The following is a 16,457-nucleotide window of genomic DNA, read 5'->3' as shown; positions in this document are numbered from 1 at the left end:
GCCATGATCCAGGTGTCGACGCATCTCGAGGTCGCGGACAACTCCGGCGCCCGAGTCGTGAAGTGCATCAAGGTGCTCGGCGGCTCGCGCCGCAAGTACGCCGCGCTCGGCGACGTCATCGTCGTCTCGATCAAGGAGGCGCTGCCCGGGACGAAGGTGAAGAAGGGTGACACGGCGCGCGCCGTCGTCGTCCGCACCGCCCGGGAGTACCAGCGCTCGGACGGCAGCTACATCAAGTTCGACGGGAACAGCGCGGTCCTGATCAACAAGGAGAAGGAGCCGATCGGCACCCGTATCTTCGGGCCGGTCGCTCGCGAGCTCCGCGCGAAGAAGTTCATGAAGATCATCTCGCTCGCCCCGGAGGTCCTCTGATGAAGCGCCTGAAGGTCGGTGACCTGGTGCAGGTCATCAGCGGCAAGGAGGCGGGGAAGCAGGGCCGCATCACGAAGATCCTCGCGGACGAGGATCGCGTGGTCGTCGAGGGCCTGAACACGGTGACCCGCCACCAGCGGCCCACGCCGCGCAACCAGGAGGGCGGGAAGATCACCAAGGAGGCGCCGATGCACGCCTCGAAGGTCATGCCGGTCGATCCGGCGACGGGCAAGCCGACGCGCGTGAAGATCCGCGTCGGTGAGGACGGCAAGAAGACGCGCGTCGGCAAGAGCGGCAGCGCGATCGGTGTGGGCTAGCCATGGCGGACAAGAAGGACAAGGACAAGGCGGCCAAGGACGGCGGCAAGGGCAAGGACAAGCCCAAGCCGCAGCAGGCCAAGCCGCAGGCGCCCGCCAGGAGCAAGGAAGCCAAGGGCGCGAAGGCGAAGGGCGCCGAGGTCGAGGCCTCCGGGCAGGTCGAGGCTCGCCCGCGCGATCCGAACTACGTCCCGCGGCTGCGCACGCACTACCAGAAGAGCGTGACGGCCGCGCTGTCGAAGCGGTTCGGCTACAAGAACCCGATGATGGTGCCCCGCCTGCAGAAGGTGGTGCTCAACATGGGGCTCGGCGCCGCGGTGCAGAACCCGAAGATCATCGACTCGGCGGTCGAGGACATGCGGGCGATCTCCGGCCAGAAGCCGGTGGTGACCCGGGCGCGGAAGTCGATCGCGACGTTCAAGCTCCGCGAGAACCTGCCCATCGGGGTGATGGTGACCCTGCGCGCCGAGCGGATGTGGGAGTTCGTCGATCGCCTGATCGCGTTCTCCCTGCCGCGCGTCCGTGACTTCAAGGGCGTGAGCCCGAAGGGGTTCGACGGCAAGGGCAACTTCACGATGGGCCTGCGCGAGCAGATCATCTTCCCCGAGATCGACTACGACAAGATCGACGTCGTGAAGGGGCTCAACATCTCGTTCGTGACCACGGCGAAGACGGACGAAGAGGGACGCGCGCTCCTGACCGAGCTCGGCATCCCGTTCCGGCATTGAGGGATTTTCGATGGCTCGTGCAAAAGAGTTTGCGAAGCTGAACCGTCCGCCGAAGTTTTCTGTGCGGCACAAGAACCGTTGCAAGGTGTGCGGGCGCTCGCGCGCTTACTACCGCGACTTCGAGCTCTGCCGTGTCTGCCTTCGGTTGTTCGCGCTCCGTGGTGAGCTCCCTGGTGTGATCAAGGCCAGCTGGTGATTCTATGATGACCGATCCCATCGCCGACATGCTGACCCGCATTCGCAACGCGGCGCTCGCGCGGCACGACCGGACCGAGGTCCCCGCGAGCCGCATCAAAGCCGCGGTCGCGGAGATCCTCAAATCCGAGGGCTTCATCGCCGACGTGCGCGAGACCGAGGGCGAAGGTCCCAAGAAGCTCACCATCGTGCTCAAGTACGGGCGCGATCGGCAGAGCGCGATCGACGGCGTGCGCCGCGTCTCCCGCCCGGGGCGCCGCGTGTACGTGCGCCACGACAGGATCCCGCGCGTGTTCAGCGGGCTCGGGATCTCGATCCTGAGCACGTCCCGCGGGCTCATGAGCGACAGGGATGCGCGCCGCCTGAAGGTGGGCGGCGAGCTGCTCTGCGAGGTGTGGTGATGGAAGCTCAGGCGAACGCAGCTCAGCCCGCGAAGGGCAACGCGAACGGTGACAGCCGCCTCGCCCCGAAGACGTCGCGCGTCGGCAAGCGGCCGATCGACCTCCCGAAGGGGGTCACCGCGACCGTCAACGGCCGCCGGATCGAGATCAAGGGGCCGAAGGGGCAGCTCTCCCGCGCGATCACGGACCGGGTCGACATCAAGCTCGAGGGCGGCAAGCTCCACGTGAGCTCGCTGGCGCCTGGGCGCGACGGGTCGCGCCTCCAGGGGCTCACGCGGGCGCTCGTGGCCGCGATGGTGAAGGGTGTCGCCGAGGGCTACGAGCGGACGCTCGAGCTCAAGGGCACCGGTTATCGCGTCGAGCTCAAGGGCACGACGCTGAACTTCGCCCTCGGCTTCTCCCATCCGGTGACCTTCGCGGTCCCGGCGGGCCTCACCGCGACGATCCCGGCGGACTCGAAGGGCACCGTCCTCGTCCTGACCGGCGCGGACAAGGAGCTCATCGGGCAGACGGCCGCGACGATCCGCGGCTTCAGGCCGCCGGAGCCGTACGGCGGCAAGGGCGTCCGCTACCGCGGCGAGCGCGTGCGGGAGAAGGCTGGCAAGGCCGGCAAGGGCGGCAAGAAGTAAGGGCGAGCGGCGGCGGGTACGCCGCTGCACCGAGGTACGAGACGGTCATGGGCATGAAAATCGTCGGTCGGGAGCGCCGGAAGCTCCGCATCCGCAAGAAGGTCGAGGGGACGCCGGAGCGCCCGCGCCTCAGCGTCTTCCGCAGCACCAAGCACATCTACGCGCAGGTCATCGACGACGTGAGCGGCAAGACGCTCGCCCACGCCTCGACGCTGTCGAAGGACCTCAAGGGCTCGCTCGACGAGGACAACAAGGTCGAGGCGGCGAAGAAGGTCGGCGCGCTGATCGCGAAGATCTGCAAGGAGAAGCAGATCGACAGGGTCGTCTTCGACCGCAACGGCTATCTGTATCACGGGCGCGTCAGCGCCCTCGCCCAGGCGGCGCGCGAGGCAGGTCTCGATTTCTGACTCCCACAGCCGCTGCCCTGCAGGTAGGGGCGGCGGGCGCGGTCAACTGCCGCGGCGGAGAACGTGATAGAGGACGGTTATGGCGTTCGATCATGTCGACGAAGAGAAGCTGAAAGAGCGAGTCATCCACATCAACCGCGTCGCCAAGGTCGTCAAGGGCGGCCGGCGTTTCAGCTTCTCGGCGCTGGTCGTGGTGGGCGACGAAGCGGGGCACGTGGGCGTCGGCCTGGGCAAGGCCAACGAGGTGCCGGAGGCCATCCGCAAGGGGAACGACCAGGCTCGCAAGAACCTGTTCCGCATCCCGCTGGACGGTGTGACCATCCCGCACGACTCGTTCGGGCACGTCGGGGCGGGCAAGGTGCTGCTGAAGCCCGCCAGCCCCGGGACGGGCGTCATCGCCGGCGGCGCGGTGCGCGCCGTCGTCGAGTCGGCGGGGATCCACGACGTGCTGTCGAAGTCGCTCGGCACGAGCAACCCGCACAACGTCGTGCACGCGACCGTCGCCGCGCTCCGCGGGCTCAAGAGCCCGGAGAGCGTCGCCGGGAAGCGCTCGATGCAGCTCGACTCGCTCGACTACCAGCGCCGCGGCGCCGCGAACACCGGGGCCCGCCGCCGCGCGAGCGTCGCGCCCCCCGCGCCGGGCGGCGCGCCGCAGGGCGGCAGCGGCGGTGAAGGAGGCTCGCAGTGAAGCTCCGCGTACGTCAGAGGGCCAGCACCATCGGCCAGGTCGAGCATACCCGCAAGGTCATCAAGGGGCTCGGCCTGCGCGGGCCGGGGTCCGAGGTGGTCGTGGCGAACACGCCCTCGTTCCGTGGCATGGTCAAGAAGGTCCTCCACCTGGTCGAGGTGGAGGAGGTCGCCGACGAGGCGACCTCCCCGAAGTCCTGAGAAGCGAGATCGTCATTCCAGCGGGTTTGCCGCGTACGGAAGTGTGAAACATGGACATCCTTTCTAAGCTCCAAGCCCCCGAAGGCGCCGTAACCAAGAGGCTCCGCGTCGGCCGCGGCGTGGGATCCGGCGTCGGCAAGACGTCTGGCCGCGGACAAAAAGGGCAGAAGGCTCGGGCGGGCGGCAACATCAACAAGAAGCACTTCCAGGGTGGCCAGACGCCGATCCAGCGTCGTCTCCCGAAGCGCGGCTTCCGCAACCCGCTCGCGGACATCGTCGCGAACGTCAACGTCGGCGCCCTCGAGGCGTTCGACGACGGCGCGCAGGTCGACCTGATCGCGCTCCACGCGACCCGCCTGGTGCAGGGCCGGTTCGACGTCGTGAAGATCCTCGGCGGCGGTGAGCTCACGAAGAAGCTCACGGTGACCGCGCATCGCTTCTCCAAGGGAGCGATCGAGAAGATCGAGAAGGCGGGGGGCAAGGCCGTCGTGCTCGCGTCGCCCGCCGCTCAGGGCAGCTCGACGGACTCCTCGTCCTCCTAGCCAGCGCGCAGGCGCAACCCCTCAAGCCGGAGTCCAGGAACGCCCATGGCCAGCCTCGCGGGAATCACCAACTTCCACAAGATCCCCGAGCTCCGGCGGCGCGTGATCTTCACGCTGGTGATGCTCGCGGTCTACCGGGTCGGCGTCTTCGTGACGACGCCCGGCGTCGACCGGAACGCGATGCGACAGTACGTCGCGAAGCAATCGGGCGGGCTCCTGGGCTTCTTCAACATGTTCTCGGGCGGAGCGCTGGAGAACCTGTCGATCTTCGCCCTCGGGATCATGCCGTACATCTCGGCATCGATCATCATGCAGCTCATGGGCATGGTCTACAAGCCCATCGACGAGCTGCGGAAAGAGGGCGAGCAGGGGCGTCGTCGGCTCGATCAGTACACGCGGTACGGCACGGTCGCGCTCTCGCTGTTCCAGGCCTTCTCGATCGCGAAGATGCTCGAGGGCCTGTCGAGCAGCGAGACCGGGGCCGGGATCGTGAACCACCCCGGCATCGGCTTCCAGCTGATGACGGTCATCACGCTCACGACCGGCACCGCGTTCCTGATGTGGATCGGCGAGCAGATCACCGAGCGCGGCGTCTCGAACGGCGTCTCGCTCCTGATCTTCGCCAGCATCATCACGCAGATCCCGCAGGAGATCGGCAACTACTTCGCGCAGAACTCCGGTGATCTCCAGCCGCTGTCGATGGCCGCCATCGTCGCGTTCATCGTGCTCGTCATCGGGGTCATCGCGTTCTTCGAGAACGGCAGGCGCCAGATCCCGATCGTGTACTCGCGTCGCCAGGTCGGGCGCCGCGTCTACGGCGGGCAGACGGCGCACCTGCCGCTCAAGGTGAACACCGCCGGGACCATCCCCCCCATCTTCGCGTCGTCGCTGCTGATGTTCCCGCAGACGCTCGCGAACATGAACGTGCCCGGGGCCGACCAGCTCCAGGCGATCATCAACCGGGGGGACTGGGTCTTCAACACCGGCTACGCGCTGCTCATCATCTTCTTCTGCTTCTTCTACACGAACGTCACGTTCCAGCCGGTGGACGTCGCCGAGAACCTGAAGAAGCAGCAGGCAAACATCCCCGGGATCCGGCCGGGCAAGCAGACGGCGGACTACATTCACCGGGTGATCCAGCGGATCACCGTCGGCGGCGCGCTCTACGTCGCCGCGGTGTGCGTGGTCCCGTCGATCGTCGGCAACCTTCTGCGCGTGCCCTTCGGCTTCGGAGGGACGTCGCTCATGATCGTCGTCGGCGTCGCGCTCGACACCGTGAACCAGCTTGAGGCGCACCTGATCACGCGGAGCTACGAGGGCCTGACCGGCCCCGGCGCCACCCGCATCCGGGGCCGCAGGCTCCCGGAAGCGTGATGGAGGTCAAATGATCTTGGTTCTGGTGGGGCCACCTGGGGCTGGGAAGGGTACGCAGGCGAAGCTGCTGTGCGCTCGCTTCGGCATCCCGCAGATCTCGACGGGCGACATGCTGCGCGAAGCGAAGCGGTCGGGCACGCTGGAGAAGCGCTACCTGGACATCATGGACTCGGGCGGGCTCTTGCCGGATGAGGCCGTCATCGGCCTCATCGATCGCAGGACCGCCGAGCCCGATTGCCGCGACGGCTTCCTCCTGGACGGATTTCCCAGGACGGTGCCCCAGGCGGACGCGCTCGACGCGCTCCTCGCCGGCCAGGGCGGCGGGATCGACGCGGTGATCCAGCTCGACGTTCCACGTTCCCTGCTCGAGGAACGGTTGATCCATCGCCGGACTGACAAACGCAGTGGACAGATATATCATCTCGTTTATAATCCGCCGCCCCCCGGTGCGGAGCTGGAGCATCGGGCCGACGACCGGCCCGAGGCTGTTGGCAAGCGTCTCGACGCCTACGAGGCGATGACGGCCGCCCTTCTTCCGTTCTACGAACAGAAGGGGCTGCTGCGTCGCGTTGATGGGGTCGGCACGCCGGAAGAAGTCACGCAGAGGGTGATGTCGGCCCTCGGCCGACCGGGCTCGGGTGGAGAATGAGGCGATCAAAACAAGCCAGAGCGCCGAAAGAACCGAAAGGCGACAAGCTCGAGTTCGACGGCGTGGTTCAAGAGGCCCTGCCGAACGCCATGTTTCGCGTGAAGGCGGACAACGGCCTCGGCGTCCTCGCCACCATCAGCGGCCGGATGCGGCAGTACTACATCAAGATCCTGCCGGGCGACCGCGTGACCGTCGAGGTCTCGCCGTATGACCCGAGCCGAGGCCGGATCACGTACCGGCACAAGTAACGTATTTTTTGAGGAATCTGGAGGCTCCCCGTGAAGGTGCGCCCGAGCGTCAAGAAGATCTGCGACAAGTGCAAGGTGGTGCGGCGGCGTGGTGTCGTTCGGATCATCTGCGAGAACCCCCGCCACAAGCAGCGCCAGGGGAACTAGCTCTTTCGGCGGAAGCCCGCCCTCGTTTTTGGTTTGGAGTAACCATGGCTCGTATCGCTGGTGTCGATCTCCCGCGTCGGAAGCATGTCGCCTACGCCCTGCCGTACCTCTACGGCATCGGGCGGACTCTCGCGTTGCAAATCTGCGAGAGGACCAACATCCCGCAGGACAGGCGGGTCGAGGAGCTCAGCGACGCCGAGGTAAAGGCGATCCGCGACCTCCTGGACGCCGAGTACAAGGTCGAGGGCGACCTGCGGCGCGAGGTTCAGCTCAACATCAAGCGGCTCATGGACCTCGGCTGCTACCGGGGGCTCCGCCACCGGCGTGGCCTCCCGGCGAACGGGCAGAGGACGCACACGAACGCGCGCACCCGGAAGGGGCCGCGCAAGGGCATGTTGCAGCGGCGTCCGGCCGCTACGAAGTGACGAGCGGGGATTAGGACGCCATGGCGCAAGCGAAGACGGCTGCCAGCACCAGCAAGACGAAGCAGAAGAAGAAGGTCAAGAAGAATGTGTCCGCGGGCATCGCGCACATTCAGTCGACCTTCAACAACACGGTCGTGACGATCACGGACATCAACGGCAACGCGATCGCGTGGTCGTCCGCTGGCGCTCGCGGCTTCAAGGGTTCGCGCAAGTCGACGCCGTTCGCCGCGCAGCTCGCCGCGGAAGAGGCGGCGCGTCGGGCGCAGGAGCACGGGATGCGATCGGTCGCCGTGTTCGTGAAGGGGCCGGGGGCCGGGCGCGAGAGCGCGCTCCGCGCGCTCCAGACCGCTGGCTTCAAGGTGACGCTGATCAGGGACGTCACGCCGATCCCCCACAACGGTTGCCGGCCGCCGAAGCGGCGCAGGGTTTGAGGTAATTCACGATGGCTCGCTACATTGGTCCGGTCTGCAAGCTCTGCCGCCGCGAGGGGATGAAGCTCTACCTCAAGGGTGAGCGCTGCTACTCCGAGAAGTGCGCGTACACGCGTCGCCCGTATCCGCCCGGCCAGCACGGCCAGGGGCGCATCAAGCTGAGCGAGTACGCGGTGCGCCTGCGCGAGAAGCAGAAGGTGCGCCGCATCTACGGCGTGCTCGAGCGGCAGTTCAGCGGGTACTTCCAGGAGGCCAACCGGCGCAAGGGCCGGACGGGCGAGGAGATGCTCGCGCTGCTGGAGCGCCGGCTCGACAACGTTGTGCACCGGATGGGCTTCGGCTCGTCCCGCGCCGAGGCGCGCCAGCTCGTCCGGCACGGTCACGTTCACGTGAACGGCAAGCGGCTGGACATCCCGAGCTACGTGGTGCGGACCGGTGACCGGATCGAGCTCACCGAGGGGGCGCGCAAGTTCAAGAGCGTCCTCGCGTCGATCGGCGGCGCGGACAAGCGCCCGGTCGCGAGCTGGATCGACGTGGATCGCGCGGCGTTCACGGGCGCGGTCAAGGGCGCTCCGATCCGCGAGGATCTGAACGAGCCGGAGATCCGCGAGCAGCTCGTCGTCGAGTACTACTCGCGCTGATCGCGCGAGAGCGGCGCCGAGGAGGCAGCGTTTCGAGCGCACCCTGCGGGGTGCGCTCATGCGCTGCGGGCTCCCCTCGGCGTCGTCGTCCTGCGCGCAGGGCGCGCGGGCGGTTGGAGCCACGAATGCGGGCAGGAGGCGGCGTCGGACCGGTCGAGTGCGGCCGCGGCGTGAGACCTCCGCGCAGACCCATGAAGGAAGGAGATCGTCATGACGATGAACAACCCGAACCTCACGATGATCGCCCGCAACTGGCGCGATCTGATCCGGCCCAAGGGCATCTCGATCGACGCGGAGAGCGGGACGCAGTTCTACGCCAAGTTCACGTGTGAGCCCCTGGAGCGCGGCTTCGGGATCACGATCGGCAACTCGCTGCGCCGGGTGCTGCTCTCCTCCCTCCAGGGCGCTGCCGCGACGGCCATCCGCATCGAGGGGGCGCTCCACGAGTTCACCACGGTTCCGGACGTCGTCGAGGATGTCAGCGACATCATCCTCAACGTGAAGGAGGTCGTCTTCAAGGCGGCGACCCCGAAGACGTACTCGGTGCGGATCGACCGCGAGGGCCCCGGGCCCGTCTACGCGCGCGACATCCAGCTCGTCGAGGGGCTGTCGGTGCTCAACCCCGACCACCTCATCGCCGTGCTCGACAAGAAGGGCCCGCTCTCGATGGAGCTCACGGTCAACGTGGGCCGCGGCTACGTGCCCGCCGAGCGCAACAAGACGCCGACCATGCCCATCGGGACGATCCCGATCGACGCGCTGTTCTCGCCGATCCGCAAGGTGAACTACACCGTGCAGAACGCCCGCGTCGGGCAGGTGACCGACTACGACAAGCTGACGCTCGAGGTCTGGACCAACGGCTCCGTCTCGCCGGCGGATGCGGTCGCCTTCGCCGCGAAGATCCTGAAGGAGCAGCTCTCCATCTGGGTGAACTTCGAGGAGAGCGAGGAGACGAGCTACCAGGCCGTGATGAGTGACGACGAGCCGCTCAACGAGAACCTGTTCCGCTCCGTCGAGGAGCTCGAGCTCAGCGTCCGCTCCGCGAACTGCCTGCAGAACGCGAACATCACGCTCATCGGCGAGCTGGTGCAGCGGACCGAGCAGGACATGCTCAAGACAAAGAACTTCGGCCGCAAGTCGCTGAAGGAAATCAAGGAGATCCTCGCGAATATGGGGCTCTCGCTCGGGATGAAGATCGACAACTGGCCGCAGCTCCTCGAGCGCTGGAAGGCGCAGCAGGCGCAGGCGTGAGTCGGTACTGAGGGAACGTCATGCGTCACAAGAAAGCGGGCAGGCAGTTTGGTCGGGATACCTCCAGCCGCAGGGCGATGCTTCGCAACCTGACGGCGAACCTGATCACCCACGAGCGGATCGAGACGACCGACGCCAAGGCGAAGGAGCTGCGCCGGGTGGCCGAGCGGCTCATCACCAAGGCGACGCGGCTCGGCAAGGTCGCGTACACCGCGCACGCGGAGCTCAGCCCTGGCGACAGGGCGCGCCGGCTCCACGCCGAGCGGCTCGTCGGCAGCTACATCCCTCGCTGGGGCGTCGCGACCGACGGCAAGAAGGTCGACATCATCGCCAAGGTGATGATCGATCTCTCGAAGCGGTTCGAGGGGCGGCCGGGTGGTTACACGCGGATCATCAAGCTCGGGCCGCGCCGCGGCGACAACGCGCCGATGAGCCTCATCGAGTTCATCGACGCGCCCGCGATCGAGGACGCGCCCGCGCAGGCGGCTGAGCCGGTCGCGGCGGCGGAGCCGGCCACGCCGGCGACCACCGCGGGCTGAGCCGGACCAGGCCGGCGCCCCGCGGCGCCGACGCGGTCACAGGAACGCCGGGAGAGCGAGGAGCTCACCCGGCGTTTCGGCTTTGTTGGGCCCGCTGCGCAGCGTCCGTTGCCGGATCAGCCGCCGCCCGCTTCGGCGTCCGGCGTGTCGTCGGGCCGCGGCTCCTTGGCCTCGGCCTGCTGGATCGGCGCAGCGTTCGGCTTCGGGCCGGCGGACGGCGGCGTCTCCGGGTCGGCCGGCGGCTGCGAGGGAGCGGAGCCGGCATGTCCTGGCTGCGGCTCCGTCGCCGCGTGCGGCGGAGCGGCGCTCGCCTGCGCTGGCGGCGGCTCCGTCGCCGCACCCGTCGGCGGCGGAGCGGCGCTTGCCTGCCTCGGCGACGGCGCCGGGGCGCTCCGGCGGCGGGCGATGAAGAACATGGCCAGCATCGCCGCGAAGCCCACGGCCCCCGCGGCGATATAGCGGTTCTTCTGGCTCTTCCGCTCGGCGACCTTGTCCCCGAGCGACGCGAGCGCCGCCTTGGCGCCGGTGTGGGCGGGGTCGAGCTCGATCGCCCGCTCCAGCACGAACTTGTCCGGCGTGCCGCGTTCGATGAGGAGCACGCCCTCCAGATAGGCGATCTCGGCCTCGATCTTCCCCGCGTGCTCGCCGGTCGGGTCGAGGCGCAGCGCCTTGCGCAGCATCGCGAGGGCGTCCTCGCGACGGTCGTCGCCCAGCGACTTCGCCCGCTCGACGTAGGCCCCGACCATCTCCTTCCGCCGCTCGAAGAGCGGCGCGCGGGCGAGGACCTTGTCGAACGCGTCGGTGGCCTCGGCCAGCTTGTTCGCGCTCGCCGCGGCGACGCCCTCGTCCATCAGCTGATAGACCTCGGCGAGCCGCGCGCGATCGTACGTCGCGAACAGCTCGCGCGCGACGCGGTCCCACGACCACTCGCGCGGCGGCTTGTTGCCCGTGAGGTTCAGGTACGCGTCGCGGAGCTGCCAGATGCCGGGCTCGCCGATCGCGGAGATCGCCTCGCGGGCAGCGTCGCGCACCCGCGCGCGATCGCTGTTGCAGAAGCTCAGGATCGCGCGCATGGCGTCCACGTCCCGGACGCGGCCGTACGCGCGCAGGACGTCGGCCAGGATCTGCGTGTCGTTCGTCGCGATCGCCTCGCCGGGGATCGCCCGGCCGAGCAGATCGAGCTGCTTGCTGGCCCACCGCTGCACGATCTTCGCGTCGTGCTGGCGCGCCTCGATCAGCGCAGGCACGGCCTTGTCGCGCAGCTTCGCGATCTGCCGCTGCAGGTCGATGCGGAGCAGCTCGCCGAAGTAGGCGTGGAGCGCGATGAGCTCGCGCACCGCCGGCGTCGTCCCATCGGCGGCGAGCACCCGCACCATCGCGAGCAGCTTGACGACGTCGCGCCACGCGCTGTCGCGCGGCCGCGGCACGGCCAGCATGAAGTCCAGCCAGTCGCCCTCGGTGTCGTCCTTGTCGTCGTCGGCCTTCTTAGCGCCCTGGTCGGCCTTGGCATCCTTCCTGGTGTCGCCGGCGCCCTTCTTCTCGTCGGTCGCGGCCTTCTTCCCGTCCTTCTTGGCGTCGCCCGAGCCCTTCTTGACGTCGCCCGAGGCCTTCTTCGCGCCCTTGGCGTCCTTCGCCTCCGCGCCCTTCTTCTTGTCGTCGCGCTCGTCGTCGCCCTTGTCGGCCTTCAGCGCCTTGCGCCCTTGCCTGCGCGCCTCGGCGAGCACGCGGGGCGCCGCGTCGCGATCGAGCGAGCCGCGGATGTCCTGCACGCGCAGCCGCACCGCGTCGACGATCCCCGGGAGCGGCTCGTCCAGCCCCGCGCGGGCGCCCTCGCGCGAGCGCGCGTCCTGCGACGTGATCTGGTCGAGCACGCGATCGAGCTCCCGGACCGCGGTGATGTCGGGCTCCGGACGAGCGATCGGCGCGAGGCGCGGGAGCTCCGGCAGCGCGGACGAGGCAGCCGCAGCGGCGCCCGCGTCGCGGTCCAGCGCGGCGTGCGCCGGGGGGAGCGCGAGCGGCGCCCCGACCAGCAGGCTGAGCAGCACGAGCGACGCGCCCGCCGGCCTGCCGCACCGCGACGGCCGCGCGCCCGCGCTCCCCGGATCGGACGGACGGCGTGCCAAGTCCCTCAATCCGTGATGCGGAAGTCGAAGAAGTCGCCCGAGAAGCCGCGCCACCGGACGTCGACGCGCTCGACGCGCGCCGCGCTCGGGCCGCGGTTGGCCCAGGCGATGAGCTCCTTGAGCTCGTCCTCCTCGCCCTCGGCGAGCACCTCGACGCTGCCGTCGGAACGGTTCTTCACCCAGCCGGTGAGGCCGAGCCGCTTGGCCTCGCGCTGCGTGGAGGCACGAAAGAAGACGCCCTGGACGCGACCGCGGACGAACAGTTGAACCTGTTTGAGCCCCATGGAACCAGCTTGACTTAGCCGCGCATCCGGAGGGAGGCAACTTCAGGCAGCGCCAGGGCAGTCCGCGGCGGTTCGCCCCCGCCGTCCCGCGCGAGCGCGTTGCGGCCGACCCCCGGCGTCCACGGCCGCCGGCGCGCATTGACAGAGCAAACGCGCTTGATAGAGTCGCCGCCCGATCGGCAAGCGCAGCCCGCCGATCGAGCGACATGAACGTGAGGGGCGCCGGCGACGAGGCGAGCCCTCATCCCCTTGGCGACCCGCCGACATCGACGACATGCTCGGTCCCGCCTCGGGCCCGACCCGCTAGACCCCCCCAAACAGAAACCATCGACCGACGGCCTCCACGCCCTTGACAGGGCGCGCGCTGTCGCATCCTGGAGCTTTCCGACTCATGCACCTCAGGGAACTGAAGCAGAAACCGATGGCCGAGCTCGTCCAGATGGCGAAGGGGCTCAACATCGAGGGCGCTGCCGGGCTGCGCAAGCAGGAGGTCATCTTCGCTCTCCTGCAGGCCCACGCGGCGCAGGACCAGCCGGTCTACGGCGAGGGCGTCCTCGAATGCCTGCCCGACGGCTTCGGCTTCCTGCGGGCGCCGGACTACAACTACCTGCCGGGCCCGGACGACATCTACGTCTCGCCGTCCCAGATCCGGCGCTTCAACCTCCGCACCGGCGACAGCGTGAGCGGCTCGATCCGGCCGCCGAAGGAGCGCGAGGCGTACTTCGCGCTGCTCAAGGTCGACAAGATCAACGGCGAGCCCCCCGAGGTCGCCCGCGACAAGATCCTCTTCGACAACCTCACGCCGCTCTACCCGCAGCAGAAGTTCAACATCGAGAACGGGACGAAGAGCTTCTCGACCCGCATCATCGACATGCTCTGCCCCATCGGCAAAGGGCAGCGCTGCCTCATCGTCTCGCCGCCCCGCGCCGGCAAGACGGTCCTGCTCCAGCAGATCGCCAACGCGATCTCCGCCAACCACCCGGACACGACCCTCATCGTGCTGCTCATCGACGAGCGCCCGGAAGAGGTCACCGACATGCAGCGCACCGTGAAGGGCGAGGTGATCAGCTCGACCTTCGACGAGCCGCCGACGCGCCACGTGCAGGTCGCCGAGATGGTGATCGAGAAGGCCAAGCGCCTCGTCGAGCACAAGCACGACGTCGTGATCCTCCTCGACTCGATCACCCGCCTGGCGCGCGCCTACAACACCGTCGTCCCGCCGAGCGGGAAGATCCTGTCCGGCGGCGTCGACTCGAACGCGCTCCACAAGCCGAAGCGCTTCTTCGGCGCCGCGCGCAACGTCGAGGAGGGCGGCTCGCTGACGATCGTCGCGACCGCGCTCGTCGACACGGGCTCGCGCATGGACGAGGTCATCTTCGAGGAGTTCAAGGGCACGGGTAACAGCGAGATCCACCTCGATCGCAAGCTGATGGAGAAGCGGATCTTCCCCTGCCTCGACATCAACAAGAGCGCGACCCGCAAGGAGGAGCTGCTGCTCCCGGAGTGGATCCTCCAGCGCGTGTGGCTGCTCCGCCAGCTCCTGCACCCCCTCAACGTGATCGACTCGATGGAATTCCTCCTGGACAAGGTGAGCCGCACCGAAACCAATCAGGAATTCCTCGAGAGCATGAACCAGTAGCGGCTCGCCCCGGGGGCGCTCCCGACGGCCGTCGGGGGCGCTCTCTGCCGAGCGGACGCGTCGCTCAGGGGACCTGCGCGCGCGCTCCCACGGACGAAGTCGTGTTAGCGTCTCCGGGTGACCGCGAAGGCGGAACAACGCACGAAGGCGCTGCAGGCTCGCATACAGGAGCTGGAGGCGCGGCTCGCCCAGGCCGAGAAGACCGTGCACGCGCTCCGGGACGTCGGGCTCGCGCTCGGCAGCACCCTGGATCTCGACCAGCTCCTCGCGCTCATCCTCAACAAGATCACCGAGCTGCTCGACGCGGACAGGGCGACCCTCTACCTGCTCGACGAGCAACGCCAGCGGCTGTTCTCGCGGATCGTCATCGGCGAGGAGGCGCGCGCGATCGAGCTGCCCGTCGGCGCCGGCATCGCCGGCCACGTCGCCAAGGTCGGGCGCACCGTCCGCGTGAAGGACGCCTACCGGGACCGCCGGTTCTCGCGCGACTGGGACGACGTGACGGGGTACCGAACCCGCTCGATCCTCGCCGCGCCGATGAAGAACCACGTCGGCCGGACCATCGGCGTCATCCAGGTCCTGAACAAGCACGGGGAAGGGGAGTTCTCGGTCCACGACGAGGAGCTCCTGAGCGCCCTGGCCACGCAGGCGGCCGTCTCCATCGACAACTCGCGGCTGTTCCTCTCGGTCATCCAGAAGAACACGCAGCTCGTCGAGACGAAGGAGCAGCTCGAGCACCGCGTGAGCGACCTCAAGCTGCTCTTCGAGCTCGAGAGCGCGATGGGCCGCGCGACCACGATGGAGGATCTCGCGCGCGCGGTGATCACGTCGGCCGGCAGGGCGTGCGAGGCGCGCGCAGGGGCGATGCTCGTCGACGAGTTCGAGGGCGGCCTCGTCCTCTACTTCTTCGATCTCGCCGCCTTCGAGGAGGGCAGCGCGCCGCCCCGCTCGGCCGCGTCGGACGACGAGCCCGAGGGGGTCGTGGACGGGTCTCTGCCGAGGCCGGAGGTCAAGCGCATCGCCATGCGCCGCGGCGAGGGGATCGTCGGCCGCGCGATGGTCCACAACGAGGCCGTGTGGTTCTCGGGCGAGGGTGGCGGCGACGAGGGCGACACGCCGGTGTCGCCCCGGCTCGCCCAGCTCCTCGGCGCGGAGCTGAAGACGGCGATCGCGGTGCCGCTCGAGGGCGAGGACGGGGTGCCGATCGGCGCCATGGCGCTCTATAACTCAAGGAAACATCACGGTTTTTCGAAGGACGATCGCGCGCTCCTTCGGCTCGTGTCGGCGAACGCGTCGACCGCGCTGCGGCTGTTCCGGTCGCGCCTCGAGCGGGAGCAGAGCGAGCGGCTCACCACGATCGGGCGGCTGCTCTCGGGGGTGATGCACGACATGCGCACGCCGCTCACCGTGATCAGCGGCTACGTCCAGCTCATGGCCGGCGCGCCGGACGCGGCGACCCGGGAGGATCACGCGCGGCTGATCCTCAAGCAGTTCGACGTGATCAGCGCGATGCAGCGCGAGGTGCTGGAGTTCGCGCGCGGCGAGCGGAGCATCCTCGTCCGCAAGGTGTACCTGACCAAGTTCTTCGGCGACATCGAGAAGCAGCTCGAGCAGGAGCTCGCCGGGACCGGCGTGACGCTGACGCTGCTGCTCGAGGACCGCGGGACGGCGCGGTTCGACGAGGCGAAGATGACGCGGCTCCTGCACAACCTGGTCCGCAACGCGGTCGACGCGATGCGGCCGGGTGGGGGCAGGGTGACGATCCGCGCCTACCGCGACGGGGGCGATCTCGCGATCAGCGTCGCCGACACGGGCAAGGGGATCCCGAAGGAGGTCCAGGGCCGGCTGTTCCAGTCGTTCGTCACCTCGGGCAAGCGCGGCGGCACCGGGCTCGGGCTCGCGATCGTGAAGAAGATCGTCGACGAGCACGCCGGGACCATCGAGGTCGAGTCGTCCGACAAGGGCGCGAAGTTCACGATCCGCTTGCCCCAGGAGAGCGCGACGTCGCGGTCGTCGACGGCGGCGGAGGCGCAGCCGCGGCTCGCCTCGACGGACGGCGAGCCGGCGACGAGGCCGAGCGCCCAGGCCGCGCCGGTCGTCCACGAGGGCCCGCCGCGCCGCAGGCCGGCGAGCTCAGCCCCCCCGGCGAACGAGCGTGGCAGGCGCTCGTCGAGCAGCGGCTCGGACGCGTGATGCGCCCCCGCCGCTTGCGCGAGACGCATCCGAC

23 protein-coding genes are annotated in these 16,457 nt (G+C 68.7%); 21 read left to right on the top strand and 2 right to left on the bottom strand.

All coding sequences use genetic code 11. The annotated features are described in order from the left end of the window. Nucleotides 1-3 precede the first annotated feature (3 nt). From rplN to rplQ, 19 genes are all read left to right on the top strand, one after another. Nucleotides 4-372: a 50S ribosomal protein L14 gene (gene rplN / locus WMF24_RS40910; RefSeq protein WP_061614904.1), complete on the top strand. Its 369-nt coding sequence runs from the start codon at nucleotides 4-6 to the stop codon at nucleotides 370-372. After that, nucleotides 372-689: a 50S ribosomal protein L24 gene (gene rplX, locus WMF24_RS40905; RefSeq protein WP_437732881.1), complete on the top strand. Its 318-nt coding sequence runs from the start codon at nucleotides 372-374 to the stop codon at nucleotides 687-689. Before rplN ends, rplX begins: the two co-directional genes overlap by 1 nt. A 2-nt stretch (nucleotides 690-691) precedes the next feature. After that, complete coding sequence (gene rplE / locus WMF24_RS40900; RefSeq protein WP_437732880.1) at nucleotides 692-1,417, top strand: 50S ribosomal protein L5; 726 nt, start codon at nucleotides 692-694, stop codon at nucleotides 1,415-1,417. 10 nt (nucleotides 1,418-1,427) lie between these two features. Then, nucleotides 1,428-1,613: a type Z 30S ribosomal protein S14 gene (locus tag WMF24_RS40895; RefSeq protein WP_061614902.1), complete on the top strand. Its 186-nt coding sequence runs from the start codon at nucleotides 1,428-1,430 to the stop codon at nucleotides 1,611-1,613. A 4-nt stretch (nucleotides 1,614-1,617) separates the two neighbouring features. After that, nucleotides 1,618-2,013 carry a 30S ribosomal protein S8 gene (gene rpsH, locus WMF24_RS40890; protein ID WP_061609602.1) on the top strand — a complete coding sequence of 132 codons (396 nt, stop codon included), beginning with the start codon at nucleotides 1,618-1,620 and terminating at the stop codon, nucleotides 2,011-2,013. Beyond that, nucleotides 2,013-2,642, top strand: a complete 630-nt coding sequence (rplF, locus tag WMF24_RS40885; RefSeq protein WP_437732879.1) for a 50S ribosomal protein L6 — start codon at nucleotides 2,013-2,015, stop codon at nucleotides 2,640-2,642. The genes rpsH and rplF overlap by 1 nt, the downstream gene beginning before the upstream one ends. A 47-nt stretch (nucleotides 2,643-2,689) precedes the next feature. Further along, nucleotides 2,690-3,049: a 50S ribosomal protein L18 gene (gene rplR / locus WMF24_RS40880; RefSeq protein WP_437633080.1), complete on the top strand. Its 360-nt coding sequence runs from the start codon at nucleotides 2,690-2,692 to the stop codon at nucleotides 3,047-3,049. 79 nt (nucleotides 3,050-3,128) lie between these two features. Further along, on the top strand, nucleotides 3,129-3,737 hold the full coding sequence (gene rpsE / locus WMF24_RS40875) for a 30S ribosomal protein S5 (RefSeq protein ID WP_437732878.1): 609 nt from the start codon (nucleotides 3,129-3,131) through the stop codon (nucleotides 3,735-3,737). Beyond that, on the top strand, nucleotides 3,734-3,937 hold the full coding sequence (gene rpmD / locus WMF24_RS40870; RefSeq protein WP_437732877.1) for a 50S ribosomal protein L30: 204 nt from the start codon (nucleotides 3,734-3,736) through the stop codon (nucleotides 3,935-3,937). Before rpsE ends, rpmD begins: the two co-directional genes overlap by 4 nt. A gap of 50 nt (nucleotides 3,938-3,987) precedes the next feature. Then, complete coding sequence (rplO, locus tag WMF24_RS40865) at nucleotides 3,988-4,479, top strand: 50S ribosomal protein L15 (protein ID WP_437732876.1); 492 nt, start codon at nucleotides 3,988-3,990, stop codon at nucleotides 4,477-4,479. 45 nt (nucleotides 4,480-4,524) lie between these two features. Then, entirely contained in the window at nucleotides 4,525-5,853 is a 1,329-nt protein-coding gene (gene secY / locus WMF24_RS40860; protein WP_437732875.1) for a preprotein translocase subunit SecY, read from the top strand. Nucleotides 5,854-5,863: 10 nt separating this feature from the next. Beyond that, complete coding sequence (locus tag WMF24_RS40855) at nucleotides 5,864-6,502, top strand: adenylate kinase (RefSeq protein ID WP_437732874.1); 639 nt, start codon at nucleotides 5,864-5,866, stop codon at nucleotides 6,500-6,502. Further along, nucleotides 6,499-6,750, top strand: a complete 252-nt coding sequence (gene infA / locus WMF24_RS40850) for a translation initiation factor IF-1 (protein WP_061609609.1) — start codon at nucleotides 6,499-6,501, stop codon at nucleotides 6,748-6,750. The genes WMF24_RS40855 and infA overlap by 4 nt, the downstream gene beginning before the upstream one ends. A gap of 30 nt (nucleotides 6,751-6,780) precedes the next feature. Then, nucleotides 6,781-6,897 carry a 50S ribosomal protein L36 gene (rpmJ, locus tag WMF24_RS40845; RefSeq protein WP_012240549.1) on the top strand — a complete coding sequence of 39 codons (117 nt, stop codon included), beginning with the start codon at nucleotides 6,781-6,783 and terminating at the stop codon, nucleotides 6,895-6,897. A gap of 44 nt (nucleotides 6,898-6,941) precedes the next feature. Next, nucleotides 6,942-7,322 carry a 30S ribosomal protein S13 gene (gene rpsM / locus WMF24_RS40840; protein ID WP_061614896.1) on the top strand — a complete coding sequence of 127 codons (381 nt, stop codon included), beginning with the start codon at nucleotides 6,942-6,944 and terminating at the stop codon, nucleotides 7,320-7,322. 20 nt (nucleotides 7,323-7,342) lie between these two features. Continuing rightward, nucleotides 7,343-7,753, top strand: a complete 411-nt coding sequence (gene rpsK / locus WMF24_RS40835; protein WP_437732873.1) for a 30S ribosomal protein S11 — start codon at nucleotides 7,343-7,345, stop codon at nucleotides 7,751-7,753. Between the two features lie 11 nt (nucleotides 7,754-7,764). Beyond that, the gene (rpsD, locus tag WMF24_RS40830; protein WP_437732872.1) at nucleotides 7,765-8,394 is read left to right on the top strand and encodes a 30S ribosomal protein S4; all 630 of its coding nucleotides are present in this window, start codon (nucleotides 7,765-7,767) and stop codon (nucleotides 8,392-8,394) included. A 210-nt stretch (nucleotides 8,395-8,604) separates the two neighbouring features. After that, nucleotides 8,605-9,645 carry a DNA-directed RNA polymerase subunit alpha gene (locus tag WMF24_RS40825; RefSeq protein WP_012240545.1) on the top strand — a complete coding sequence of 347 codons (1,041 nt, stop codon included), beginning with the start codon at nucleotides 8,605-8,607 and terminating at the stop codon, nucleotides 9,643-9,645. Between the two features lie 20 nt (nucleotides 9,646-9,665). Further along, complete coding sequence (gene rplQ, locus WMF24_RS40820; RefSeq protein WP_436614938.1) at nucleotides 9,666-10,184, top strand: 50S ribosomal protein L17; 519 nt, start codon at nucleotides 9,666-9,668, stop codon at nucleotides 10,182-10,184. Between the two features lie 116 nt (nucleotides 10,185-10,300). Here rplQ and WMF24_RS40815 read toward each other — a convergent pair whose 3' ends face one another. Together WMF24_RS40815 and yccX are read right to left on the bottom strand one after the other, a co-directional pair. After that, nucleotides 10,301-12,229 carry a hypothetical protein gene (locus WMF24_RS40815; RefSeq protein ID WP_437732871.1) on the bottom strand — a complete coding sequence of 643 codons (1,929 nt, stop codon included), beginning with the start codon at nucleotides 12,227-12,229 and terminating at the stop codon, nucleotides 10,301-10,303. 83 nt (nucleotides 12,230-12,312) lie between these two features. Continuing rightward, nucleotides 12,313-12,591, bottom strand: a complete 279-nt coding sequence (yccX, locus tag WMF24_RS40810; protein WP_012240542.1) for an acylphosphatase — start codon at nucleotides 12,589-12,591, stop codon at nucleotides 12,313-12,315. 391 nt (nucleotides 12,592-12,982) lie between these two features. Between yccX and rho the strand changes: the two genes are divergently transcribed. Continuing rightward, nucleotides 12,983-14,230 carry a transcription termination factor Rho gene (rho, locus tag WMF24_RS40805; RefSeq protein ID WP_012240541.1) on the top strand — a complete coding sequence of 416 codons (1,248 nt, stop codon included), beginning with the start codon at nucleotides 12,983-12,985 and terminating at the stop codon, nucleotides 14,228-14,230. 117 nt (nucleotides 14,231-14,347) lie between these two features. Further along, the gene (locus tag WMF24_RS40800; RefSeq protein WP_437732870.1) at nucleotides 14,348-16,423 is read left to right on the top strand and encodes a GAF domain-containing protein; all 2,076 of its coding nucleotides are present in this window, start codon (nucleotides 14,348-14,350) and stop codon (nucleotides 16,421-16,423) included. Nucleotides 16,424-16,457: the final 34 nt, after the last annotated feature.

The organism is Sorangium sp. So ce1335, from assembly GCF_051521615.1.
Classification (GTDB): domain Bacteria; phylum Myxococcota_A; class Polyangia; order Polyangiales; family Polyangiaceae; genus Sorangium.
Note: the sequence above shows the minus strand (reverse complement) of the source record. Positions and strands in the feature narration are given on the sequence as shown.

What these genes read in the sequence shown, in the direction of transcription:
- yccX (WP_012240542.1), bottom strand. Translation starts at nt 12,591, where the DNA reads ATGGGGCTCAAACAGGTTCAACTGTTCGTCCGCGGTCGCGTCCAGGGC.
- rplR (WP_437633080.1), top strand. Translation starts at nt 2,690, where the DNA reads ATGGGCATGAAAATCGTCGGTCGGGAGCGCCGGAAGCTCCGCATCCGC.
- rpsM (WP_061614896.1), top strand. Translation starts at nt 6,942, where the DNA reads ATGGCTCGTATCGCTGGTGTCGATCTCCCGCGTCGGAAGCATGTCGCC.
- rplX (WP_437732881.1), top strand. Translation starts at nt 372, where the DNA reads ATGAAGCGCCTGAAGGTCGGTGACCTGGTGCAGGTCATCAGCGGCAAG.
- WMF24_RS40895 (WP_061614902.1), top strand. Translation starts at nt 1,428, where the DNA reads ATGGCTCGTGCAAAAGAGTTTGCGAAGCTGAACCGTCCGCCGAAGTTT.
- WMF24_RS40825 (WP_012240545.1), top strand. Translation starts at nt 8,605, where the DNA reads ATGACGATGAACAACCCGAACCTCACGATGATCGCCCGCAACTGGCGC.
- rpsH (WP_061609602.1), top strand. Translation starts at nt 1,618, where the DNA reads ATGATGACCGATCCCATCGCCGACATGCTGACCCGCATTCGCAACGCG.
- rpsE (WP_437732878.1), top strand. Translation starts at nt 3,129, where the DNA reads ATGGCGTTCGATCATGTCGACGAAGAGAAGCTGAAAGAGCGAGTCATC.
- rpsK (WP_437732873.1), top strand. Translation starts at nt 7,343, where the DNA reads ATGGCGCAAGCGAAGACGGCTGCCAGCACCAGCAAGACGAAGCAGAAG.
- rplQ (WP_436614938.1), top strand. Translation starts at nt 9,666, where the DNA reads ATGCGTCACAAGAAAGCGGGCAGGCAGTTTGGTCGGGATACCTCCAGC.
- rplN (WP_061614904.1), top strand. Translation starts at nt 4, where the DNA reads ATGATCCAGGTGTCGACGCATCTCGAGGTCGCGGACAACTCCGGCGCC.
- rplO (WP_437732876.1), top strand. Translation starts at nt 3,988, where the DNA reads ATGGACATCCTTTCTAAGCTCCAAGCCCCCGAAGGCGCCGTAACCAAG.
- WMF24_RS40855 (WP_437732874.1), top strand. Translation starts at nt 5,864, where the DNA reads ATGATCTTGGTTCTGGTGGGGCCACCTGGGGCTGGGAAGGGTACGCAG.
- rplF (WP_437732879.1), top strand. Translation starts at nt 2,013, where the DNA reads ATGGAAGCTCAGGCGAACGCAGCTCAGCCCGCGAAGGGCAACGCGAAC.
- secY (WP_437732875.1), top strand. Translation starts at nt 4,525, where the DNA reads ATGGCCAGCCTCGCGGGAATCACCAACTTCCACAAGATCCCCGAGCTC.
- rho (WP_012240541.1), top strand. Translation starts at nt 12,983, where the DNA reads ATGCACCTCAGGGAACTGAAGCAGAAACCGATGGCCGAGCTCGTCCAG.
- rpsD (WP_437732872.1), top strand. Translation starts at nt 7,765, where the DNA reads ATGGCTCGCTACATTGGTCCGGTCTGCAAGCTCTGCCGCCGCGAGGGG.
- infA (WP_061609609.1), top strand. Translation starts at nt 6,499, where the DNA reads ATGAGGCGATCAAAACAAGCCAGAGCGCCGAAAGAACCGAAAGGCGAC.
- rplE (WP_437732880.1), top strand. Translation starts at nt 692, where the DNA reads ATGGCGGACAAGAAGGACAAGGACAAGGCGGCCAAGGACGGCGGCAAG.